An 18,275-nucleotide genomic window follows, 5' to 3' on the forward strand; every position below is an offset into this window, starting at 1 on the left:
AATCAAGCATCCAGTAGCGCGCGGGCAATGGTTTGCAGTTTACGGGTGAGCGGGCCAACCGGCCAGCTCAGTGCGGCACAGGCGCGTACCGGCCAGACGCCATAAACGCTGTTGCAGACAAACACTTCATCAGCCCATTGCAGGTGATCGAGGCTGATATCGGCGATTTGCGCAGGGATGGCCAGTGACTCGGCCTGAAACAATATTTCCCCGCGCATCACACCAGCGACGCCGCAGCGCTTCAAGTCGGGCGTGATCAGACCACCGTCGCGCACCAGGAAAATATTGCTGAACACGCCTTCGACGACGCGCCCGGCCTGATCGAGCATCAAGCCTTCGGCATGCTCGCTGTCCTGCCACTCGGCGCGGGCAAGCACCTGCTCGAGTCGATTCAGATGTTTGAGTCCAGCCAACAAAGGCTGCGTAGACAAGCGGGTGTTGCAGGGAAAGAGGCGGATGCCGTGCTCGGCATGGGCAGCGGGATAAGCCGCCGGCGGATTGCCTTGCAGAATGCGTCGGCCCTGCGCCGCAGGGTCGGGCGCATAACCGCGCAGACCGTCACCGCGAGTGAGGATGAGCTTGAGCACGCCCTCGCCCATCGCTGTCGCATAGCTCAGCAGCTCGTGGCGAATCAGCTCGATATCGGTAGAGATGGCCAGACGCATACAGCCCTCGGCCAGACGCGTCAGGTGCCGATCCAGCAGGATCGGCCGACCACTGCGCACAGCAATGGTCTCGAACAGACCATCGCCGTAAGCCAGGCCGCGATCTTTCAGCGACAGCGCGTCAGCCGGTTGACCGTCGACCCAGCTCTCCATCAGCCCGCGAACCGGCGGAACGCCAGAGTGCCGTTGGTGCCGCCAAAACCGAAGGAGTTGGACAGCACGACATCGATATCCATGTTGCGCGCAGTGTGCGCGACGAAATCGAGATCGCAGCCTTCGTCCGGCTCATCGAGGTTGATGGTGGGCGGTGCTACCTGGCTGTTGATCGCCAGCACGCTGAAGATCGCCTCGACGGCGCCCGCTGCACCCAGCAGGTGACCGGTCATCGACTTGGTCGAGCTGACCGCCAGCTTGTAGGCGTGATCGCCGAACACCGACTTGATCGCGTTGGCTTCGGCAAGGTCACCGGCCGGGGTCGAAGTTCCGTGAGCGTTGATGTACTGCACTTGATCGACATTGATCTTCGCATCGCGCAGGGCATTGGTGATGCAGCGCGCGGCACCGGCGCCGTCGGCGGGTGGCGAGGTCATGTGGAACGCATCGCCACTGGTGCCGAAACCGATCAGCTCGGCGTAGATCGTCGCGCCGCGCGCCTTGGCGTGTTCGAGTTCTTCAAGAACCAGCGCACCGGCGCCGTCGGACAGGACGAAGCCATCACGGCCTTTGTCCCATGGACGACTGGCGCGGGTCGGCTCGTCGTTGCGGGTCGACAGCGCACGGGACGCGCCGAAGCCGCCCATGCCCAGGCCGCAAGCGGCCATTTCCGCACCGCCGGCAATCATCACGTCGGCTTCGTCATACATGATGTTGCGCGCGGCCATGCCGATACAGTGCGTACCGGTGGTGCACGCGGTGGCGATAGCGTAGTTGGGTCCCTGTGCGCCCAGATGGATCGACAGGAAACCGGAAATCATATTGATGATCGAGCCAGGCACAAAGAACGGCGAGATCCGTCGCGGACCGGTCTCGTGCAGGGTGCGACTGGTTTCTTCGATGTTGGTCAGACCGCCGATACCCGAACCCATGGCCACGCCAATGCGCTCACGGTTGGCGTCGGTGACTTCCAGACCGGCGTTGCGCACGGCTTGAAAACCTGCGGCGAGGCCGTACTGAATGAACAGGTCGAGCTTGCGCGCTTCCTTGACCGACAGGTACTCCTCGACATTGAAGCCTTTGACCGAACCGCCAAAGCGGGTCGAATAGGCAGAAAGGTCGGTGTGTTCGATCAGACCAATGCCACTGCGGCCAGCCATAATGCCCTGCCAACTGCTCGGCACATCCGTGCCCAGTGGCGACAACATACCCATACCGGTGACTACGACGCGTCTACGCGACACAGCACTCTCCTTTTTCAAATGACGACTTTGCATCAGGCCTAAAGAAAAAACCGCACGCCATGATGGCAGTGCGGTTTTTCCATGACAGCAAGCAACGATTACAAACTATTACGCCTGGTGGCTGGTAACGTAGTCGATTGCAGCTTGTACAGTAGTGATCTTTTCAGCTTCTTCGTCAGGGATTTCGGTCTCGAATTCCTCTTCCAGAGCCATCACCAGCTCAACGGTGTCAAGGGAGTCGGCACCCAGGTCTTCTACGAAGGAAGCGGTGTTGACCACTTCTTCTTCTTTAACACCCAGTTGCTCGGCAACGATTTTCTTGACGCGCTCTTCGATGGTGCTCATACCTTGTTTTCACTCCTAATGGACAAATTCAGGCAGCTGGCCAGTGGGTAAGTGTATAGAAAGACTTTTCAGCTTTTCAACTGAAAGCTTCACTCCTCAAACCCTGCGACCCTCTGCCTATAAATAGATTGCAGCTTTATAACGGATTTTAGACAGCTCGTATGACATTTTTTTGAAGCAATCCGTCACATTTTACTTACATGTACATCCCACCGTTCACCGGGATTGTAGCCCCGGTAACGTATGCCGCACCGTCGGATGCAAGAAAAGCGACCACGGACGCGATCTCTTGAGCTTGTCCCAGACGACCCAGCGGAATCTGCGTCTGCAAGGCTTCACGCTGTGCTTCAGGCAGCTCGCGGGTCATATCGGTGTCGATGAACCCTGGGGTTACCGAGTTGACCGTAATCGAACGCGAACCGACTTCACGCGCCATCGCCCGGCTGAAACCTTCCAGACCGGCCTTGGCGGCTGCATAGTTTACTTGGCCGGCGTTGCCCATGGCACCCACCACCGAGCCAATACTGATAATTCGACCCCAACGTGCCTTGGTCATGCCGCGCAGAACGCCCTTGGACAGGCGATACAGACTGTTCAGGTTGGTATCGATCACGTCGTACCATTCGTCGTCTTTCATGCGCATCATCAGGTTATCGCGGGTGATACCGGCATTATTGACCAGAATCGCCACCGGCGCACCGAACTGCTCCTGAATGCCCGCCAGCACGGCGCTGACCGACTCGTCGCTGGTGACGTTGAGTTCGAAACCGGCACCCTGAATGCCGTTTTCCTTCAGGGTCGCAGCAATGCGCTCGGCGCCCGACGCGGAGGTCGCGGTGCCAACAACGATGGCGCCCTGACGACCCAGTTCCAGTGCGATGGCCTGGCCGATACCGCGGCTTGCACCGGTGACCAGTGCAACTTTACCTTGCAGACTCATGCAAGTTTCTCCTGATTCAGGCCTGCGCTGCACGAGCGGCAGCGAAGGCGTCTGGGGTATTGAGATTGGAAGTCGAAACGCCTTCGGCGCAACGTTTGTTCAGGCCGGCCAGGACTTTGCCCGGGCCGCATTCGACCAGATTCGTGGCGTCCTTGCCCGCCAGGGTCTGCACCGATTCAACCCAGCGCACTGGCTTGTAGAGTTGTTCCAACAGATCACGCTTGAGGGTTTCCAGATCGGCCGGCACTTGTGCGCTGACGTTCTGGACGACCGGGATCTGCGGCGCCTGCCAGTCGATGGCAGCGATCGACTCAGCGAAGCGCTCGGCAGCCGGACGCATCAGTTCACAGTGCGATGGCACGCTCACCGGCAACGGCATGGCGCGTTTGGCACCACGGGCCTTGCAGCCTTCGATGGCGCGCTCGACGGCTGCCTTGGCGCCGGCGATCACCACTTGGCCTGGCGAGTTGAAGTTCACCGCGCTGACGACTTCGCCTTGCGCCGCTTCGGCGCAGGCTGCCAGCACATCGGCATCTTCCAGACCGAGAATCGCGGCCATGCCGCCCTGCCCGGCCGGCACCGCTTCCTGCATCAACTGGCCACGGCGCTCGACGAGCTTGACCGCGTCAGCCAGGGTCAGGCTACCGGCGGCGACCAAGGCACTGTACTCACCCAGGCTATGACCGGCGACGAATGCCGGACGCGCGCCACCTTCAGCCAGCCACAGACGCCACAGGGCGATCGATGCGGTCAGAATGGCCGGCTGGGTTTTATCAGTTTGATTGAGCAGCTCTTCCGGCCCCTGCTGGGTCAATGCCCACAGGTCATAGCCCAGCGCAGCAGAGGCTTCTTGAAATGTTTCGAGGATCAGCGGATGTTGCGCGCCCAGCTCGGCCAGCATGCCGAGGGACTGCGAACCCTGTCCTGGAAAGACGAATGCGAGGGAAGCAGACATGTAACAAGCCCCTAATGATCTTGTCGTCGGAAAATAACGTCCCGCTCGGGACGGGAGAAACTGACAGTTTGGATGGCCCTTTGAACCGGGCGGTCACATTTAAGCATTGTCCGACGAAAACGCCTAAGACAACAGATCCTCCAGACGACCGTGGAGGCGCTCGGGCAGGTTCTCCTGAATCTCGATCAGCGCGCGCTGAATCGCACTCTGAAAGCCCTGCACCCCGGCCGATCCGTGACTTTTCACGACGATGCCCTGCAAGCCGAGAAAGCTTGCGCCATTATGTCGCGCCGGGGCCAGATCGGCCTGCAGACGCTTCATCAACGGCATCGCGAGCGCACCTACAGCGCGAGAAGCCAGGTTTTTCTTGAACAGAGCCTCGATGCGCGCCGCGATCATCGTCGCCAGCCCCTCGCTGGATTTGAGCAGAATATTGCCGACGAAACCGTCACAGACCACCACATCGGCCTCGCCGCGATACAAGCCGTCGCCTTCGATGAAGCCGATGTAGTTGATCCCGCGCGCAGCCTGCAACAGCGTCGCCGCCAGCTTGACCTGCTGATTGCCCTTGATGTCTTCGGTGCCGATGTTCAGCAACGCCACACGCGGACGGGCAATCCCCAAGGTCTGCGCAGCCACCGAACCCATCACAGCGAACTGCAACAGGTGCTCGGCACTGCAATCGACGTTGGCGCCAAGATCGAGCAACTGGCAATAACCGGTCTGCGTCGGAATCGCCGCCACCATGGCCGGACGATCAATGCCGGGCAGCGTCTTCAGGACAAAACGCGACAACGCCATCAACGCCCCGGTATTGCCGGCACTGACACAGGCCTGCACCTTGCCATCGCGGAGCAATTCGAGGGCGACACGCATCGACGAATCCGGCTTGCCACGCAGGGCCTGAGCAGGTTTTTCGTCCATGGTGATGACTTCGCTGGCCGCAACAATCGTCAGGCGCGCGCGATCGGCAGCCGATTGGCCGTGGATCAGTTCTTCAAGAAGGGAGGGTTGACCGACGAGGGTCAGGTGCAACGAGGGCGTAGCAGACAGGCAAGCGAGACTGGCCTGAACAATGCTGCGGGGACCGAAGTCCCCGCCCATTGCGTCAATCGCGATGACTTGAGCGGACAAGTGATTACTCGTCAGCGCCCTTGTCGATCACTTTACGGCCACGGTATACGCCTTCTGGCGATACGTGGTGACGCAGGTGAACTTCACCGGTGGTTTTTTCTACAGACAGGGTGCTAGCCTCGAGAGCGTCGTGCGAACGGCGCATGTCACGGGCAGAGCGGGATTTTTTGTTCTGCTGAACAGCCATAATTGATTAACTCCTAAACGTTTGGGTCACGCTTTAACTGCGCCAATACACTGAACGGGTTGGACCGCGTTACCTCGTCCTCGCTCGGTTCGGGCTCATCTGCTCCCGCCGGCTGCTGGCATTCTTCCGGATGATGAGCAGGCACAATGGGCAAGGCGAGCAGAAGCTCCTCCTCGATCAGTGACTGCAGATCCAATGGATCTTCGCCCAGTTCCAGCACGTCATAACCTTTCGGCAACGACTGGGTATTCGCACCCTCCTTCACCACCGCGTAACTGCATTCGCTGTGGATCGGCAGGGTGACCAGCTCAAGACAACGCTGGCAAACCATTTTGACTTCGGTGTCGATAAAGCTGTGGATGACCACAGACTTACGTTCATCTCGTTCAAAAACGAATTTGGCCTGCACCGTACCGACATCGTCGGAAAGCGGGTCGCAGAGTCTCTTCAAATCGGCCAGCAGCAGTTCACCTTGAAGGGTGGTGCCACGGTCAGCCAATTTGCGCGGGTCAACGTGAGGTGGAATCGGGTCATTCAACATAGGCGCAGCATTATAGGGATGCACCCACCCATGTCAAAGGAAATTGTGCCCTGTCCGTCACTTGCGCGCCTCCGCTAGAATCCGCACCTGCCCCAGGAGACGTCCATGCTGCCTTTATTACTCGCTTCAAGCTCGACTTATCGCCGCCAATTGCTCGCCCGCCTGCACCTGCCGTTCGTCTGCAGCTCACCGGACATCGATGAAAGTCATCGCCCGGGCGAGTCCGCGCTCGGCCTGGTCAAACGTCTTGCCGAGGAAAAAGCCCGGGCCTTGGCGGACAGCCACCCTGCTCATCTGATCATTGGCTCGGATCAGGTCGCCGTCCTCGGCGAACAGATCATCGGCAAGCCGCACACCTTCGAAAAGGCCCGCGATCAGCTGATGGCCGCCAGCGGCGCGAGCGTGACCTTCCTCACCGGCCTGGCGCTGCTCAACAGCCAGACCGGGCAATGCCAGGTCGACTGCGTGCCGTTCACCGTGCACATGCGTCAGCTGGATCAGGCGCGCATCGAGCGCTACCTGCGCATTGAGCAGCCGTACGACTGCGCCGGCAGCTTCAAGGCCGAAGGCTTGGGTGTAAGCCTGTTTCAATCGACCGAAGGTCCGGACGCCACCAGCCTGATCGGCCTGCCGCTGATTCGCCTGATCGATATGTTGCTGGCCGAAGGTGTGCAAATCCCTTAAAAGCAAAAGATCGCAGCCTTCGGCAGCTCCTACAGAATCGGCGTCACCGCAAAAAAAAGCGAGTGAACATTAATCCTGTAAGAACTGCCGCAGGCTGCGATCTTTTGATCTACCGGCAATTTACCGCAACGAAGGCCCGTGGAAACCCATCCACATCGCCAATTGCTCCGCCACGCTGGCACCAAGCTTCTTCGAGAAACGATCGAACGGCGATTCCTGCACAGTGAAGTCCACCAGTTCCTTCTCGCCAATCACATCACGCGCCACCGAACTGGCACTGCCCAGGCCGTCGATCAGGCCCAGCGGCAGCGCCTGCTCACCCGACCAGACCAGCCCGGAAAACAGCTCCGGATGTTCTTTGTCTTTCAGGCGTTCGCCACGACCCTGCTTGACGCTGTTGATGAACTGCTTGTGCGTAGTGTCGAGCACGCCTTGCCAGAACGCGGTTTCTTCAGGCTTTTGCGGCTGGAACGGGTCGAGAAACGCCTTGTGCTCGCCGGAGGTGTAGGTGCGACGCTCAACACCCAGTTTTTCCATGGTGCCGACGAAACCGTAACCCGCCGCTGTCACGCCGATCGAGCCCACCAGACTGGCCTTGTCGGCGTAAATCTGGTCCGCCGCGCTGGCGATGTAGTAAGCACCGGAGGCACCTAGATCGGAAATCACTGCGTAGAGCTTGATCTCCGGGTGCAGAGCACGCAGACGCTTGATCTCGTCATAGACATAACCCGACTGCACCGGACTGCCGCCCGGGCTGTTGATGCGCAGGATCACGCCCTTGACCTTTTTGTCTTCGAACGCCGCGCGCAGGCTGCCCACGATATTGTCGGCGCTGGCTGGCTCCTTGTCGGCGATTACGCCGTCGATCTCGATCAACGCCGTGTAGTTCGGGCCGCGGGTGGCGCTTTTTTCCATGTCCATCAGCGGCGTGAACAGCAGCAGCGCAACAAACAGATAAACAAACGTCAGCAGCTTGAAGAAAATCCCCCAGCGCCGCGAACGGCGTTGTTCCTGCACACCAGCCAGCAGAGTTTTTTCCAACAGCTTCCAGCTTTTCGCGTCACCGTCGTCGGCACTTGCCTTGGCCGGTGCTTTCCATTCGTCGGTCATGCCATCTACCCCAGCAAAAACGTATTAAGCCCGCTGACCCAGCCAGGCATGCAATTCAGAAAAACGGTCGATCGACAGCCGCGGCTCAAACTGCTGCAGGGACTCGATCGATTGCGCGCCATAACTGACCGCCACCGAATCCATTCCCGCATTGCGCGCCATCAGCAGATCGAACGACGAATCACCGACCATCAACGCCTGCTCCGGGCGCACGCCGCAGTGGCTGACGATCTGCTCAAGCATCAGAGGGTGCGGCTTGCTGGCAGTTTCATCGGCGGCACGGGTGATATCGAAATAATCTTCCCAGCCATTGGCCTTGAGCACACGATCCAGTCCGCGCCGGTTTTTGCCGGTCGCCACCGCCAGGTGATAGCCCTGTTCGCGAAACGACGCCATCGACTCGACCACGCCTTCGAATAGCGGCGAAGGCACGGCTTCGGCAGCGATGTAGTGATCGGCGTAGTACTCGCGAAACGCGAGCAGTTCTGCGTCGCTGATTTCGGGGTACAGGGTGCGAATCGCTTCCGGCAAGCCGAGACCGATGATGCCTTTTACGGCGAAGTCATCGCGCAGCTCGAACCCGGAACGGCCGGACGCCGAATGCATGGCCTCGACGATCCGGTGAATGGAATCGGCGAGGGTGCCGTCCCAGTCGAAAATCAGCAGCTTGTAATCAGATGGGCGCACTCAATCGCTCCACGGTCTTGGCCCACATTTCGTCAACCGGTGCCTGAAGGGTCAGCTTGCCGCCATCGGGCAGCGGCACAGTCAGCATGTAGGCGTGCAGGAACAAGCGCTTGCCACCCAGATCGCGGATTTCCCTAGTGAAATCGTCGTCGCCGTACTTGCTGTCGCCGGCGATGCAATGCCCGGCGTGCAGGGTGTGCACACGAATCTGGTGGGTACGCCCGGTAACCGGTTTGGCCTCGACCATGGTGGCAAAGTCGCCGAAGCGGCGCAGCACCTTGAACACGGTCAGAGCCTCCTTGCCTTCATCGTTGACTTCAACCATGCGCTCGCCGGAACGCAGATTGCTCTTGAGCAATGGCGCACGGACTTGCTTGATCGATGTTGCCCAGTTGCCGCGGACCAGTGCCATGTAGCGCTTGTCGACGCCGTCGCCGCGCAGTTGCTCGTGCAAGTGGCGCAACATGCTGCGCTTCTTGGCGATCATCAGCAGGCCGGAGGTGTCACGGTCGAGACGGTGAACCAGTTCCAGCTCCTTGGCATCGGGACGCAACTGACGAAAGGCTTCGATCACCCCGAAATTCAGCCCGCTGCCGCCGTGAACCGCAATGCCGGCGGGCTTGTTGATCACGATCAGGGCTTTGTCTTCGTAGACAATCGACGCTTCCAGCCGCTGCAGCAGCCCTTGGGCCAGGGGCACCGGCTCGTCGCGCTCAGGCACGCGAACCGGCGGCACGCGCACGATATCGCCGGCCTGGAGCTTGTATTCGGGCTTGATCCGACCTTTGTTCACGCGCACTTCGCCTTTGCGCAAAATGCGGTAAATCAAGGTCTTGGGCACGCCTTTGAGCCGGGCGAGGAGAAAGTTGTCGATTCGTTGGCCGGCATACTCCGGCGAGACTTCAAGCAGTTGAACGCCTGGAGTCGAAGGGGCAGTAGTTGTCATGCCGCGGATGATAACAATTTTTATGGAATTGAAGCACTTAATCATTGCTGCTATAGTCGCGAACGCCGCCAAAAGCGGCCTGGACAGCGGAACCACGGTCAAAGACCGGCCCTGACCAACGCAATTCACCAGGGCGCGAGGCCGTCCTACGGGGCTTTCGCTACGTAACGGTGGAGTTTGCGGTTGTAACGAGCGCAGGTGACATGAGGCCTGAATTACACCGCCGAGCAGAGTTCTCACTCGCCCGGCAGGCAACATTCGAGGCCAGTTCACAAAGTGCAGTCGACTGCGAATGACCCCGAGCGAATGTTTCGGAAACATCGCCTGAATTAGCCATGATGCGTGACCTCCCCTTTCGGAGCTCACGGTAAATGCCAACCCGCTGCGGATTCTGCGCGCGGCAGCACCCGAATTATCAGGGATACGTGTAGGGTGGAGATGCACAACCGCCGGACTGTGTAGCAACAAGCTTTGATCAAGACGCTTCATCTCGTCCACAGCCGCTGGTTGATTCCTCCTCCTGACTGAGTGCTTAAGTAGCCACAGCAAGCAGGACGCGTACGTCGCGGTATCGGCCCAATTGGCCGGACATCGCTGGACACGGGAATGGCCAACCACTCCCGACGCACCTGACACCGACCGTGAGAAGTCGTGTGTGCCGAACGCCGTTTCCGGCAGCCCGGAAACCGACGGTACTACATGAAAAGAATGCTGATTAACGCAACTCAACCCGAAGAGTTGCGTGTTGCACTGGTAGATGGCCAGCGCCTCTACGACCTGGACATCGAATCCGGTGCACGCGAGCAGAAGAAGGCCAACATCTATAAAGGCCGCATCACTCGCATCGAACCAAGCCTTGAGGCTGCCTTTGTCGATTTCGGCTCCGAGCGCCACGGCTTCCTGCCCCTCAAAGAAATCTCCCGCGAATACTTCAAGAAAGCCCCCGAAGGCCGCGTCAACATCAAGGACGTCCTGAGCGAAGGCCAGGAAGTCATCGTTCAGGTCGAGAAAGAAGAACGTGGCAATAAGGGCGCCGCCCTCACCACTTTCATCAGCCTGGCCGGTCGTTACCTCGTGCTGATGCCGAACAACCCGCGTGCCGGCGGCATCTCCCGTCGCATCGAAGGCGAAGAGCGCAACGAACTGCGTGAAGCGCTGAACGGCCTGGTCGCTCCGGCCGACATGGGTCTGATCGTGCGCACTGCCGGCCTGGGCCGCAGCAGCGAAGAAATGCAGTGGGACCTCGACTACCTGCTGCAACTGTGGACCGCCATCAAAGAAGCTTCGCTGGATCGCTCCGCGCCATTCCTGATCTACCAGGAAAGCAACGTGATCATCCGCGCCATCCGCGATTACCTGCGCCAGGACATCGGCGAAGTACTGATCGACAGCGTTGAAGCCCAGGACGAAGCCCTGACCTTCATCCGCCAGGTGATGCCGCAGTACGCCAGCAAGATCAAGCTGTACGAAGACAGCGTGCCGCTGTTCAACCGTTTCCAGATCGAAAGCCAGATCGAGACCGCGTTCCAGCGCGTCGTGGAACTGCCTTCCGGCGGCTCCATCGTCATCGATCCGACCGAAGCCCTGGTGTCCATCGACATCAACTCGGCGCGCGCCACCAAAGGCAGCGACATCGAAGAAACCGCCCTGCAGACCAACCTTGAAGCCGCCGAAGAAATCGCCCGTCAGTTGCGCCTGCGCGACATCGGCGGCCTGATCGTCATCGACTTCATCGACATGACCCCGGCCAAGAACCAGCGCGCCGTGGAAGAAAAAGTCCGTGAATGCCTGGAAGCCGACCGCGCCCGTGTGCAGATCGGTCGCATCTCGCGCTTCGGCCTGCTGGAAATGTCCCGTCAGCGCCTGCGTCCATCGCTTGGCGAAAGCAGCGGCATCGTCTGCCCGCGTTGCAACGGCACCGGCATCATCCGTGACGTTGAATCGCTGTCGCTGGCCATCCTGCGCCTGATCGAAGAAGAAGCCCTGAAGGACCGCACCGCCGAAGTTCGCGCGCAAGTGCCGATCCCGGTCGCCGCGTTCCTGCTCAACGAAAAACGCAACTCGATCACCAAGATCGAACTGCGCACCCGTGCCCGCATCGTCATTCTGCCGAACGATCACCTCGAAACGCCGCACTTCGAAGTTCAGCGTCTGCGTGATGACAGCCCGGAAGCCGCAACCAACCAGTCCAGCTACGAAATCGCTGCGGCAGCTGCCGAAGTCGAAGAAGTCCAGCCAGCCGCTGCCACCCGTACTTTGGTTCGCCAGGAAGCTGCGGTGAAGACTGCGCCGCCCCGCGCCAACGCGCCGGTGCCGACTGAAGTTGCCCCTGCCGCCCCTGCTCCGGCACCGGTTGCCGCGCCTGAGCCGAGCCTGTTCAAAGGTCTGGTGAAATCGCTGGTCAGCCTGTTCGCCACCAAGGAAGAGCCAGCCGCACCGGTCGCCGCTGCGAAACCGGCTGCCACCGAGCGTCCAGCGCGTAACGAAGAGCGTCGCAACGGTCGTCAGCAGAGCCGCAACCGTAACGGTCGCCGCGATGAAGAACGCAAGCCGCGCGAAGAACGTGCTCCACGTGAAGAGCGTGCGCCGCGCGAACCGCGTGAAGAGCGTCAGCCACGTGAAGTCCGTGAGCCCCGTGAAGCTCGCAGCGAAGCACCGGTTGCCCGCGAAGAGCGCGCACCACGTGCCCCGCGTGAAGAACGTGCACCGCGCGCACCGCGTGAAGATCGCAAGCCGCGTGGCGAGCGTGAAGAACGCGTACGTGAACTGCGCGAGCCACTGGACGCCGCGCCAGTCGCAGCCGCAGCCACCGCTGCCGTGTCGGCTGAAGAGCGTCCGGCCCGTCAGCCACGCGAGGAACGCGCTCCGCGTCCGCCGCGTGAAGAACGTCAACCGCGCGCCGAACAAGCCGCTGCTGCCGTCGCTGAAGAAGAAGTGAGCACCCATAACGAAGAGCAACTGCCGGAAGACGGTCAGGACAGCGCCGAAGGCGATCGTCCACGTCGTCGCTCCCGTGGTCAGCGTCGTCGCAGCAACCGTCGCGAGCGTCAGCGTGATGCCAACGGCAACGTGATCGAAGGTTCGGAAGAGTCCGAGTCCGCTGAAAACGCTGGTGAGCCAAGCACTGCCGATCTGGCCGCTGGCCTGGCCGTCACCGCCGCCGTTGCCAGCAGCACCATCAGCGCGCCGGCTGAAGCCCAGGCCCACGAGCAGGCTGAACGCGCCACCGCCGCCACACTGGAAACTGCTCCAGTCGAAGCGCCGATTGTCGAAGCCACCACCCCTGTGGAAGTGACCGCTGCACCGGAAATCGAAGTGGCCCCGGTTCGCGAAGCCCAACCTCAGGCTGAAGCGGCGGCTGAACCAGAAGCTACCGTTGAAGCGCCAGCTGCCGTCACTGAGCCAGCGGTTGAAACCGTCACTGAAGACGTGACCAAAACCGTGCGTGAAGTTCGCGAAGAGCAGACTGCGTTCAACTGGGTTGCCGAGCCAGCCGTCACCGAAGCGCCAGCGCCAGTCGCTGAAGTCGAAGTGCCGCAGGCCATGGCTTCCGAGCCAGTAGTTGCAGCGGCCGAACCGGCTCCAGAGCCAGTGGTTGAAGCACCAGCTGTCGAAGCACCGGTTGCGAAAGCTCAGGTTGAAGAAGCACCAGCCGTAGTCGAAGCGCCTGCCCCAGTGGTTGAAGCACCGGCTCCGGTCAGCGCCCTGACGCCAAACGGCCGCGCGCCAAACGACCCGCGTGAAGTGCGTCGTCGCAAGCGTGAAGCCGAGCGTCTGCAGAAGGAAGCCGAACTGGCTGCCGCTGCGGCGCCAGTGGCTGCCGAACCAGCCGCTGCGGCTGAAGTGGTCGAGGCAGCCCCTGCCCCGATCGCGGAAGAAGCATCGGTTGAAGCGGTGATCGCTGAAGCACCACGCTCCGTTCAGGACGCGGTTGAACAGCGCGAAGAAGCCCAGGAAAAACAGCACGAGCCTAAACCACTCGTGTAATTCCTGAAGCCATTAAAAAGCCCCGCCAGGTGAAAGCCTGGCGGGGCTTTTTATTGACTGCGATTCAGGCCGCACCGATGTTCATTGTAGGAGTGAGCCTGCTCGCGATAGCGGTGTGTCAGTCAGCACACATTTAGCTGAACGACCGCTATCGCGAGCAGGCTCACTCCTACAGGGGATTTGTGCATGGCTCAGGAATGAGGAAATACCAAAGATTCAGGCACATCGATATCCCACAATACACCAGGATCTTCCACCGCCACTTCCACCACCCTACCCTGCGCAAACAACGGCCGGGCCCCACGATCACCGGTCAGCGTCTGCAATTGCGTGCCAAACGAACGACCAAACCCCACCGGATGGCCAAACTCGCCGTTCAGCACCGGCACACTCACCGCATCGTCAGCCATCGCCGCGACCACTCGCTCAATACTCGATGGCAAGATAAACGGCATATCACCCAGCACGATCAACCAGCCATCGGCGTCAGGGCAAGCGGCAACACCTGCGGCGATACTGTCACCCATGCCTATCGATTCGATCGACACCACATCGCAGCCGTAAGCTTGGGCCATGCGCATCGCCTGCGGGCGCGCTTCGGTCGTGACCAGTACGCGCTTGTCGAGACTGGCCGGCAGGTTCACGAGTACTTGCTCAATCACCGAGCGCACGGCGTCGTCGCGCCCCGTGCAGTCAGCGAGCAACTTGTCTTTGTCAGGGCCGGCGATCTGGCGAAAGCGCTTGCCCTCGCCCGCTGCCAGCACGATCACTGCGATGGATTGGCTCATGCACCCTCCAGCGGTTTTTTCTGCTTCAACTCCACACCGTTCTTGATCGCGACAATTTCCGCCAGCAACGACAAAGCGATCTCCGCTGGCGAATGACTGCCGATGTGCAGGCCGATCGGCCCGTGCAGGCGATCAATCGATGTTTGCGACAAGCCTAGCTGAGCGAGGTTTTCCCGGCGCTTCTGGCTGTTGACCCGCGAGCCCAGCGCGCCGACGTAGAACGCCGGCGAGTCGAGCGCGGTGAGCAACGCCATGTCGTCCAGCCGAGGATCGTGGGTCAAGGCAACAATCGCCGTGCGCTCGTCGGTCTGGATGTTCAGCACCGCTTCGTCCGGCATGCCGGGAACAAAACGGCCATGTTGCTCTTCCCAGCCGTAAACGAACTCGGTGCGCGGATCGCAGATCAGCACTTCGAAATCCAGCAGCCGCGCCATGTCGGCGACGTAGCGCGACAACTGCCCGGCGCCGATCAACAACAGGCGCCAGCGCGGGCCATAAATCGCTCGCAGGACTTTGCCGTCGAACACCAGTGAGTCGGATTTAGTCGCCGGAGTTAACAGCACCTCGCCGGTTTCGATGTTCAGTTCCCGGGCAACGATTTCATGGTTTTCGCAACGCTGCAACAGCTCGGCCACCCACGCCGGGTCGCCGACGCGCTCCTCGGTCAGGCGCAGGGTGCCGCCGCATGGCAGGCCGAAACGCGCGGCCTCCTCGCGGGTCACGCCGTAAGTAATCATCTGCACCGGCGGGCCATCGGTGGCAATGCGGCCGTCGTGCAGGCGCGCGATCAGGTCATCCTCGACACAGCCGCCCGACACCGAGCCGATCACCACGCCATCCTCGCGCAAGGCGAGCATGGCGCCGGGCGAGCGCGGTGCGGTGCCCCAGGTCTGCACCACACTGAACAGCACCACCCGCTGCCCGGCGCGGCGCCATTCGAGGACGCTGCGCAGGACGTTGAGATCGACGCTGTCCATTACGCCTCCGCCTTCTGCCAGCCTTGCAACTGATAACGCACCGGCAGATTGCGGATGCGCTTGCCGGTCGCGGCGAAGATCGCATTGCACAGCGCCGGAGCAATTGGCGGTACGCCCGGCTCACCAACGCCACCCAACGGCACGTCCCCCGGCGGCGTGACCAGATGCACCGCAACTTCCTTCGGTGCCAGCGACATGCGCGCGACCTCGTACATATGGAAGTTGTCCTGCTGCACCTTGCCGTCCTTGAAGCTGATTTCACCGAGTACGGCATTGCCCAGGCCCATGACGCACGCGCCTTCGAACTGCGAACGGATACGCTCAGGGTTGATTTGCGGCCCGCAGTCGACGGCGATGTCGGCCTTGTGCACGATCAGCGAACCGTCGTCCTTGACCTCGACCTCAATCACCGCCGCCACATAGGTGACGAAGCTGTAATGAACGGCCAGACCGAGCCCCCGGCCCTTGGGCAGCTTGCGCCCCCAACCGGCAGCCTTGGCGGCCGTTTCCAGCACAGTGCGCATACGACCGGTGTCGATCGGATAGCGCTCGGGCGATTCGCCGTAGTTCCACTCTTCGCTCAAGGTGCGAGGATCGATCTGCCGGTCCGGCCCGAGCAGTTTGATCTGGTACTTGAGCGGATCTTCACCGGCCTTGTGCGCCAATTCATCAACGAAACTCTGAATCGCAAAGCCATGGGGAATGTTCGATACCGAGCGGTACCAGCCGACCCGCGTGTGCACTTTGGCTTCGGGGTTTTCCAGGCGTACGTTGGGAATCGCGTAGGCCATGTTGGTAAAGCCCATGCCCAGCTCGAACGCGGCTTCATGGTTCATGTCCGGGGCAAACAGTGCAGTGATGCTTGGCGCCACGGTGCGATGCAGCCAACCGGAGGGCATGCCGTTCTTGTCGATGCCGGCCTTCAGGTACTCCGCCGATACGGTGTGGAAATACGAATTGTGGATGTCGTCTTCACGCGTCCACTGCACCCGTACAGCCTTGCCCGGAAATTCCTTGGCGAGAACCGCCGCTTCGACGACGAAGTCCGGTTTCGACTTGCGCCCGAACCCACCGCCCAGCAGCGTAACGTTGAAAGTGACCTTTTCGAACGGTACGCCCAGGCGCTCGGCGATGCGCTCACGGGTGACCTGCGGTGCCTGGCTCGGCGCCCAGGCTTCGCACACACCGTCCTTGAACCGCGCAATCGCAACCATCGGTTCCATCGGCGCCTGCGCCAGATGCGGCAGGTAGTACGAGGCTTCGAGGGTGCTGGCAGCGCCGCTCAGGGCCTTGTCGATGTCACCGGTGTTGCGCACCACTTTGCCGGCTGTCAGCGACGCGGCTTCAAGCTCTTTGCGATAGGCAATCGAGTCATAACTGGCATTCGGGCCGTCGTCCCACTCGATCTTCAGCGCCTCGCGGCCCTTGATCGCCGCCCAGGTGTTGCTCGCGACGACTGCGACGCCGCCCAGCGGCTGAAACTCCGACGGCAACGGCCGGCCTTCGATCTGAATGACTTTTAGCACGCCCGGGACTTTCAGCGCGGCGCTGTCATCGAGGCTTTTGACCTTGCCGCCATACACTGCCGGGCGAGCGATGGTGGCGTAGAGCATGCCGTCGAAATGCACGTCGGCGCCGTACACTGCGCGGCCATTGACGATGTCGGCACCATCAATGGCCTTGGTGCCTTCTTTGCCGATGTAGCGAAACTCCGACGGCTGCTTGAGGCGCAGGCTGTCACGCGCCGGTACTGCCAGCGCACTGGCCGCAGCGGCGAGCTCGCCATACCCCAGCTCACGGCCGGAGGGTTTATGAATAACTTTGTGCAGTTGCGCATGGCATTCGCCGACCGGCACTTTCCATTGCGCAGCGGCCGCCTGTTCGAGCATGGTCCGCGCGGCCGCGCCGCAACGACGCATCGGCTCATACCAGTGACGCATGCTGCGCGAACCGTCGGTGTCCTGGTTGCCGAAGCGCACTTCGTCACCGGGCGCCTGCTGCACTTTGACCTGCGCCCAATCGGCCTCCAGTTCATCGGCAACCACCATGCTCAGGCTGGTGCGCACGCCCTGGCCCATTTCCGAACGGTTGCACACCACGGTGACGCTGCCATCGGCGGCAATGCTTACATAGACCTTGGGATCGTCGATCCAGCCATTGGGCATGCCGTCGGCGCCGAACTTCTTCGCCGCGTCATCGGCCAGCGCATCCTGCCAGCCCCAACTCGCCGCAAGGACCAGCGCGCTGGTGGCGCCGACGCCTTTGAGAAAGCCACGGCGGCTGAGGTTGCTCAGGGCGAAATCATTCGGGACGCGGCTCATGCCTTCACCTCCTTCAGTTGCGTGGAGGCCTGGCGGATCGCGGTTTTGATCCGGTTGTAGGTGCCGCAGCGGCAGATGTTGCCGACCATGGCTTCTTCGATCTGCTCGTCGCTCGGGTTGGGATTGGTTTTCAGCAGAGCGGTGGCCGACATGATCTGCCCGCCCTGGCAATAACCGCATTGCGCGACCGCGCTGTCGAGCCAGGCTTGCTGAACGACCTTTCCCACCGGATCGGCGTGGAGGTTATCGATGGTGGTGACATTCTGGCCGATCACCGAGCCGATCGGCGTGATGCAACTGCGCGCCGGCAAGCCGTCGATGTGGATAGTGCAGGCGCCGCACAGGCCCATGCCGCAACCGAACTTGGTGCCGTTGTAACCGGCTACGTCACGAATCGCCCACAGCAGCGGCATGTCTTCGGTGACATCGAGGGAGTGGTCTTGACCGTTGAGTTTCAGGGTAATCATGGGCACGCCCGCATATTTTTTAGTGGTTATGGGGTCGAGCAATCTGCCGCCGGAAAATCAGCGGTGGGTTCGCGCAGATCGACTCAGGCTAATCAGGCTCTCTTGTGCCGACGGGAACGTCTGCACCGGGCCTTTGGGTGGAGC

At 61.0% G+C, this 18,275-nt stretch carries 17 protein-coding genes; 2 read left to right on the forward strand and 15 right to left on the reverse strand.

Translation table 11 applies throughout. The features are described 5' to 3' along the window. Nucleotides 1–2 precede the first annotated feature (2 nt). The 8 genes from pabC to QRN33_RS11555 all read right to left on the reverse strand — a co-directional run bounded on the left by pabC (nucleotide 3) and on the right by QRN33_RS11555 (nucleotide 6,164). Nucleotides 3–818 (reverse strand): aminodeoxychorismate lyase, encoded by an 816-nt coding sequence (gene pabC / locus QRN33_RS11520; protein ID WP_064361461.1) that lies wholly within the window; start codon nucleotides 816–818, stop codon nucleotides 3–5. Beyond that, entirely contained in the window at nucleotides 818–2,062 is a 1,245-nt protein-coding gene (gene fabF / locus QRN33_RS11525) for a beta-ketoacyl-ACP synthase II (RefSeq protein WP_285408645.1), read from the reverse strand. The genes pabC and fabF overlap by 1 nt, the downstream gene beginning before the upstream one ends. Nucleotides 2,063–2,170: 108 nt before the next feature. Continuing rightward, nucleotides 2,171–2,407, reverse strand: coding sequence for an acyl carrier protein (acpP, locus tag QRN33_RS11530; protein WP_003175607.1), 237 nt, complete (start codon nucleotides 2,405–2,407; stop codon nucleotides 2,171–2,173). 196 nt (nucleotides 2,408–2,603) lie between these two features. Continuing rightward, nucleotides 2,604–3,347, reverse strand: coding sequence for a 3-oxoacyl-ACP reductase FabG (gene fabG / locus QRN33_RS11535; protein ID WP_016770989.1), 744 nt, complete (start codon nucleotides 3,345–3,347; stop codon nucleotides 2,604–2,606). A gap of 16 nt (nucleotides 3,348–3,363) precedes the next feature. Beyond that, complete coding sequence (gene fabD, locus QRN33_RS11540; protein WP_285408646.1) at nucleotides 3,364–4,302, reverse strand: ACP S-malonyltransferase; 939 nt, start codon at nucleotides 4,300–4,302, stop codon at nucleotides 3,364–3,366. 123 nt (nucleotides 4,303–4,425) lie between these two features. Beyond that, nucleotides 4,426–5,436: a phosphate acyltransferase PlsX gene (gene plsX / locus QRN33_RS11545; protein ID WP_285408647.1), complete on the reverse strand. Its 1,011-nt coding sequence runs from the start codon at nucleotides 5,434–5,436 to the stop codon at nucleotides 4,426–4,428. A gap of 4 nt (nucleotides 5,437–5,440) precedes the next feature. Continuing rightward, nucleotides 5,441–5,623, reverse strand: a complete 183-nt coding sequence (gene rpmF / locus QRN33_RS11550; protein ID WP_003179396.1) for a 50S ribosomal protein L32 — start codon at nucleotides 5,621–5,623, stop codon at nucleotides 5,441–5,443. A gap of 13 nt (nucleotides 5,624–5,636) precedes the next feature. Further along, entirely contained in the window at nucleotides 5,637–6,164 is a 528-nt protein-coding gene (locus tag QRN33_RS11555; RefSeq protein ID WP_003204262.1) for a YceD family protein, read from the reverse strand. A 105-nt stretch (nucleotides 6,165–6,269) separates the two neighbouring features. Between QRN33_RS11555 and QRN33_RS11560 the strand changes: the two genes are divergently transcribed. Then, on the forward strand, nucleotides 6,270–6,848 hold the full coding sequence (locus tag QRN33_RS11560) for a Maf family protein (protein WP_285408648.1): 579 nt from the start codon (nucleotides 6,270–6,272) through the stop codon (nucleotides 6,846–6,848). A 120-nt stretch (nucleotides 6,849–6,968) separates the two neighbouring features. Here the strand turns inward: QRN33_RS11560 and sppA are convergent, their stop codons facing one another. From sppA to rluC, 3 genes are read right to left on the reverse strand one after another with little or no spacing between them, the layout of a single operon-like run. Further along, nucleotides 6,969–7,958 (reverse strand): signal peptide peptidase SppA, encoded by a 990-nt coding sequence (gene sppA / locus QRN33_RS11565; RefSeq protein WP_083352209.1) that lies wholly within the window; start codon nucleotides 7,956–7,958, stop codon nucleotides 6,969–6,971. Nucleotides 7,959–7,982: 24 nt separating this feature from the next. Next, nucleotides 7,983–8,645 (reverse strand): HAD-IA family hydrolase, encoded by a 663-nt coding sequence (locus QRN33_RS11570; RefSeq protein ID WP_083352208.1) that lies wholly within the window; start codon nucleotides 8,643–8,645, stop codon nucleotides 7,983–7,985. Continuing rightward, nucleotides 8,632–9,591, reverse strand: coding sequence for a 23S rRNA pseudouridine(955/2504/2580) synthase RluC (gene rluC / locus QRN33_RS11575; RefSeq protein ID WP_064361456.1), 960 nt, complete (start codon nucleotides 9,589–9,591; stop codon nucleotides 8,632–8,634). The genes QRN33_RS11570 and rluC overlap by 14 nt, the downstream gene beginning before the upstream one ends. Before the next feature lie 699 nt (nucleotides 9,592–10,290). On the opposite strand from rluC, the gene rne reads away from it, so the two are divergent. Next, complete coding sequence (gene rne, locus QRN33_RS11580; RefSeq protein WP_285408649.1) at nucleotides 10,291–13,578, forward strand: ribonuclease E; 3,288 nt, start codon at nucleotides 10,291–10,293, stop codon at nucleotides 13,576–13,578. A 191-nt stretch (nucleotides 13,579–13,769) separates the two neighbouring features. Here the strand turns inward: rne and QRN33_RS11585 are convergent, their stop codons facing one another. From QRN33_RS11585 to QRN33_RS11600, 4 genes are read right to left on the reverse strand one after another with little or no spacing between them, the layout of a single operon-like run. Beyond that, nucleotides 13,770–14,366, reverse strand: a complete 597-nt coding sequence (locus tag QRN33_RS11585) for a nucleotidyltransferase family protein (RefSeq protein WP_285408650.1) — start codon at nucleotides 14,364–14,366, stop codon at nucleotides 13,770–13,772. Next, nucleotides 14,363–15,343, reverse strand: a complete 981-nt coding sequence (locus tag QRN33_RS11590; protein ID WP_285408652.1) for an XdhC family protein — start codon at nucleotides 15,341–15,343, stop codon at nucleotides 14,363–14,365. Before QRN33_RS11590 ends, QRN33_RS11585 begins: the two co-directional genes overlap by 4 nt. Further along, entirely contained in the window at nucleotides 15,343–17,664 is a 2,322-nt protein-coding gene (locus tag QRN33_RS11595) for a xanthine dehydrogenase family protein molybdopterin-binding subunit (RefSeq protein WP_285408653.1), read from the reverse strand. Before QRN33_RS11595 ends, QRN33_RS11590 begins: the two co-directional genes overlap by 1 nt. Further along, complete coding sequence (locus QRN33_RS11600; protein ID WP_041479453.1) at nucleotides 17,661–18,131, reverse strand: (2Fe-2S)-binding protein; 471 nt, start codon at nucleotides 18,129–18,131, stop codon at nucleotides 17,661–17,663. Before QRN33_RS11600 ends, QRN33_RS11595 begins: the two co-directional genes overlap by 4 nt. Nucleotides 18,132–18,275: the final 144 nt, after the last annotated feature.

Origin of the sequence: Pseudomonas sp. FR229a (genome assembly GCF_030209115.1) — a bacterium.
Classification (GTDB): Bacteria; Pseudomonadota; Gammaproteobacteria; order Pseudomonadales; family Pseudomonadaceae; genus Aquipseudomonas; species Aquipseudomonas moraviensis_A.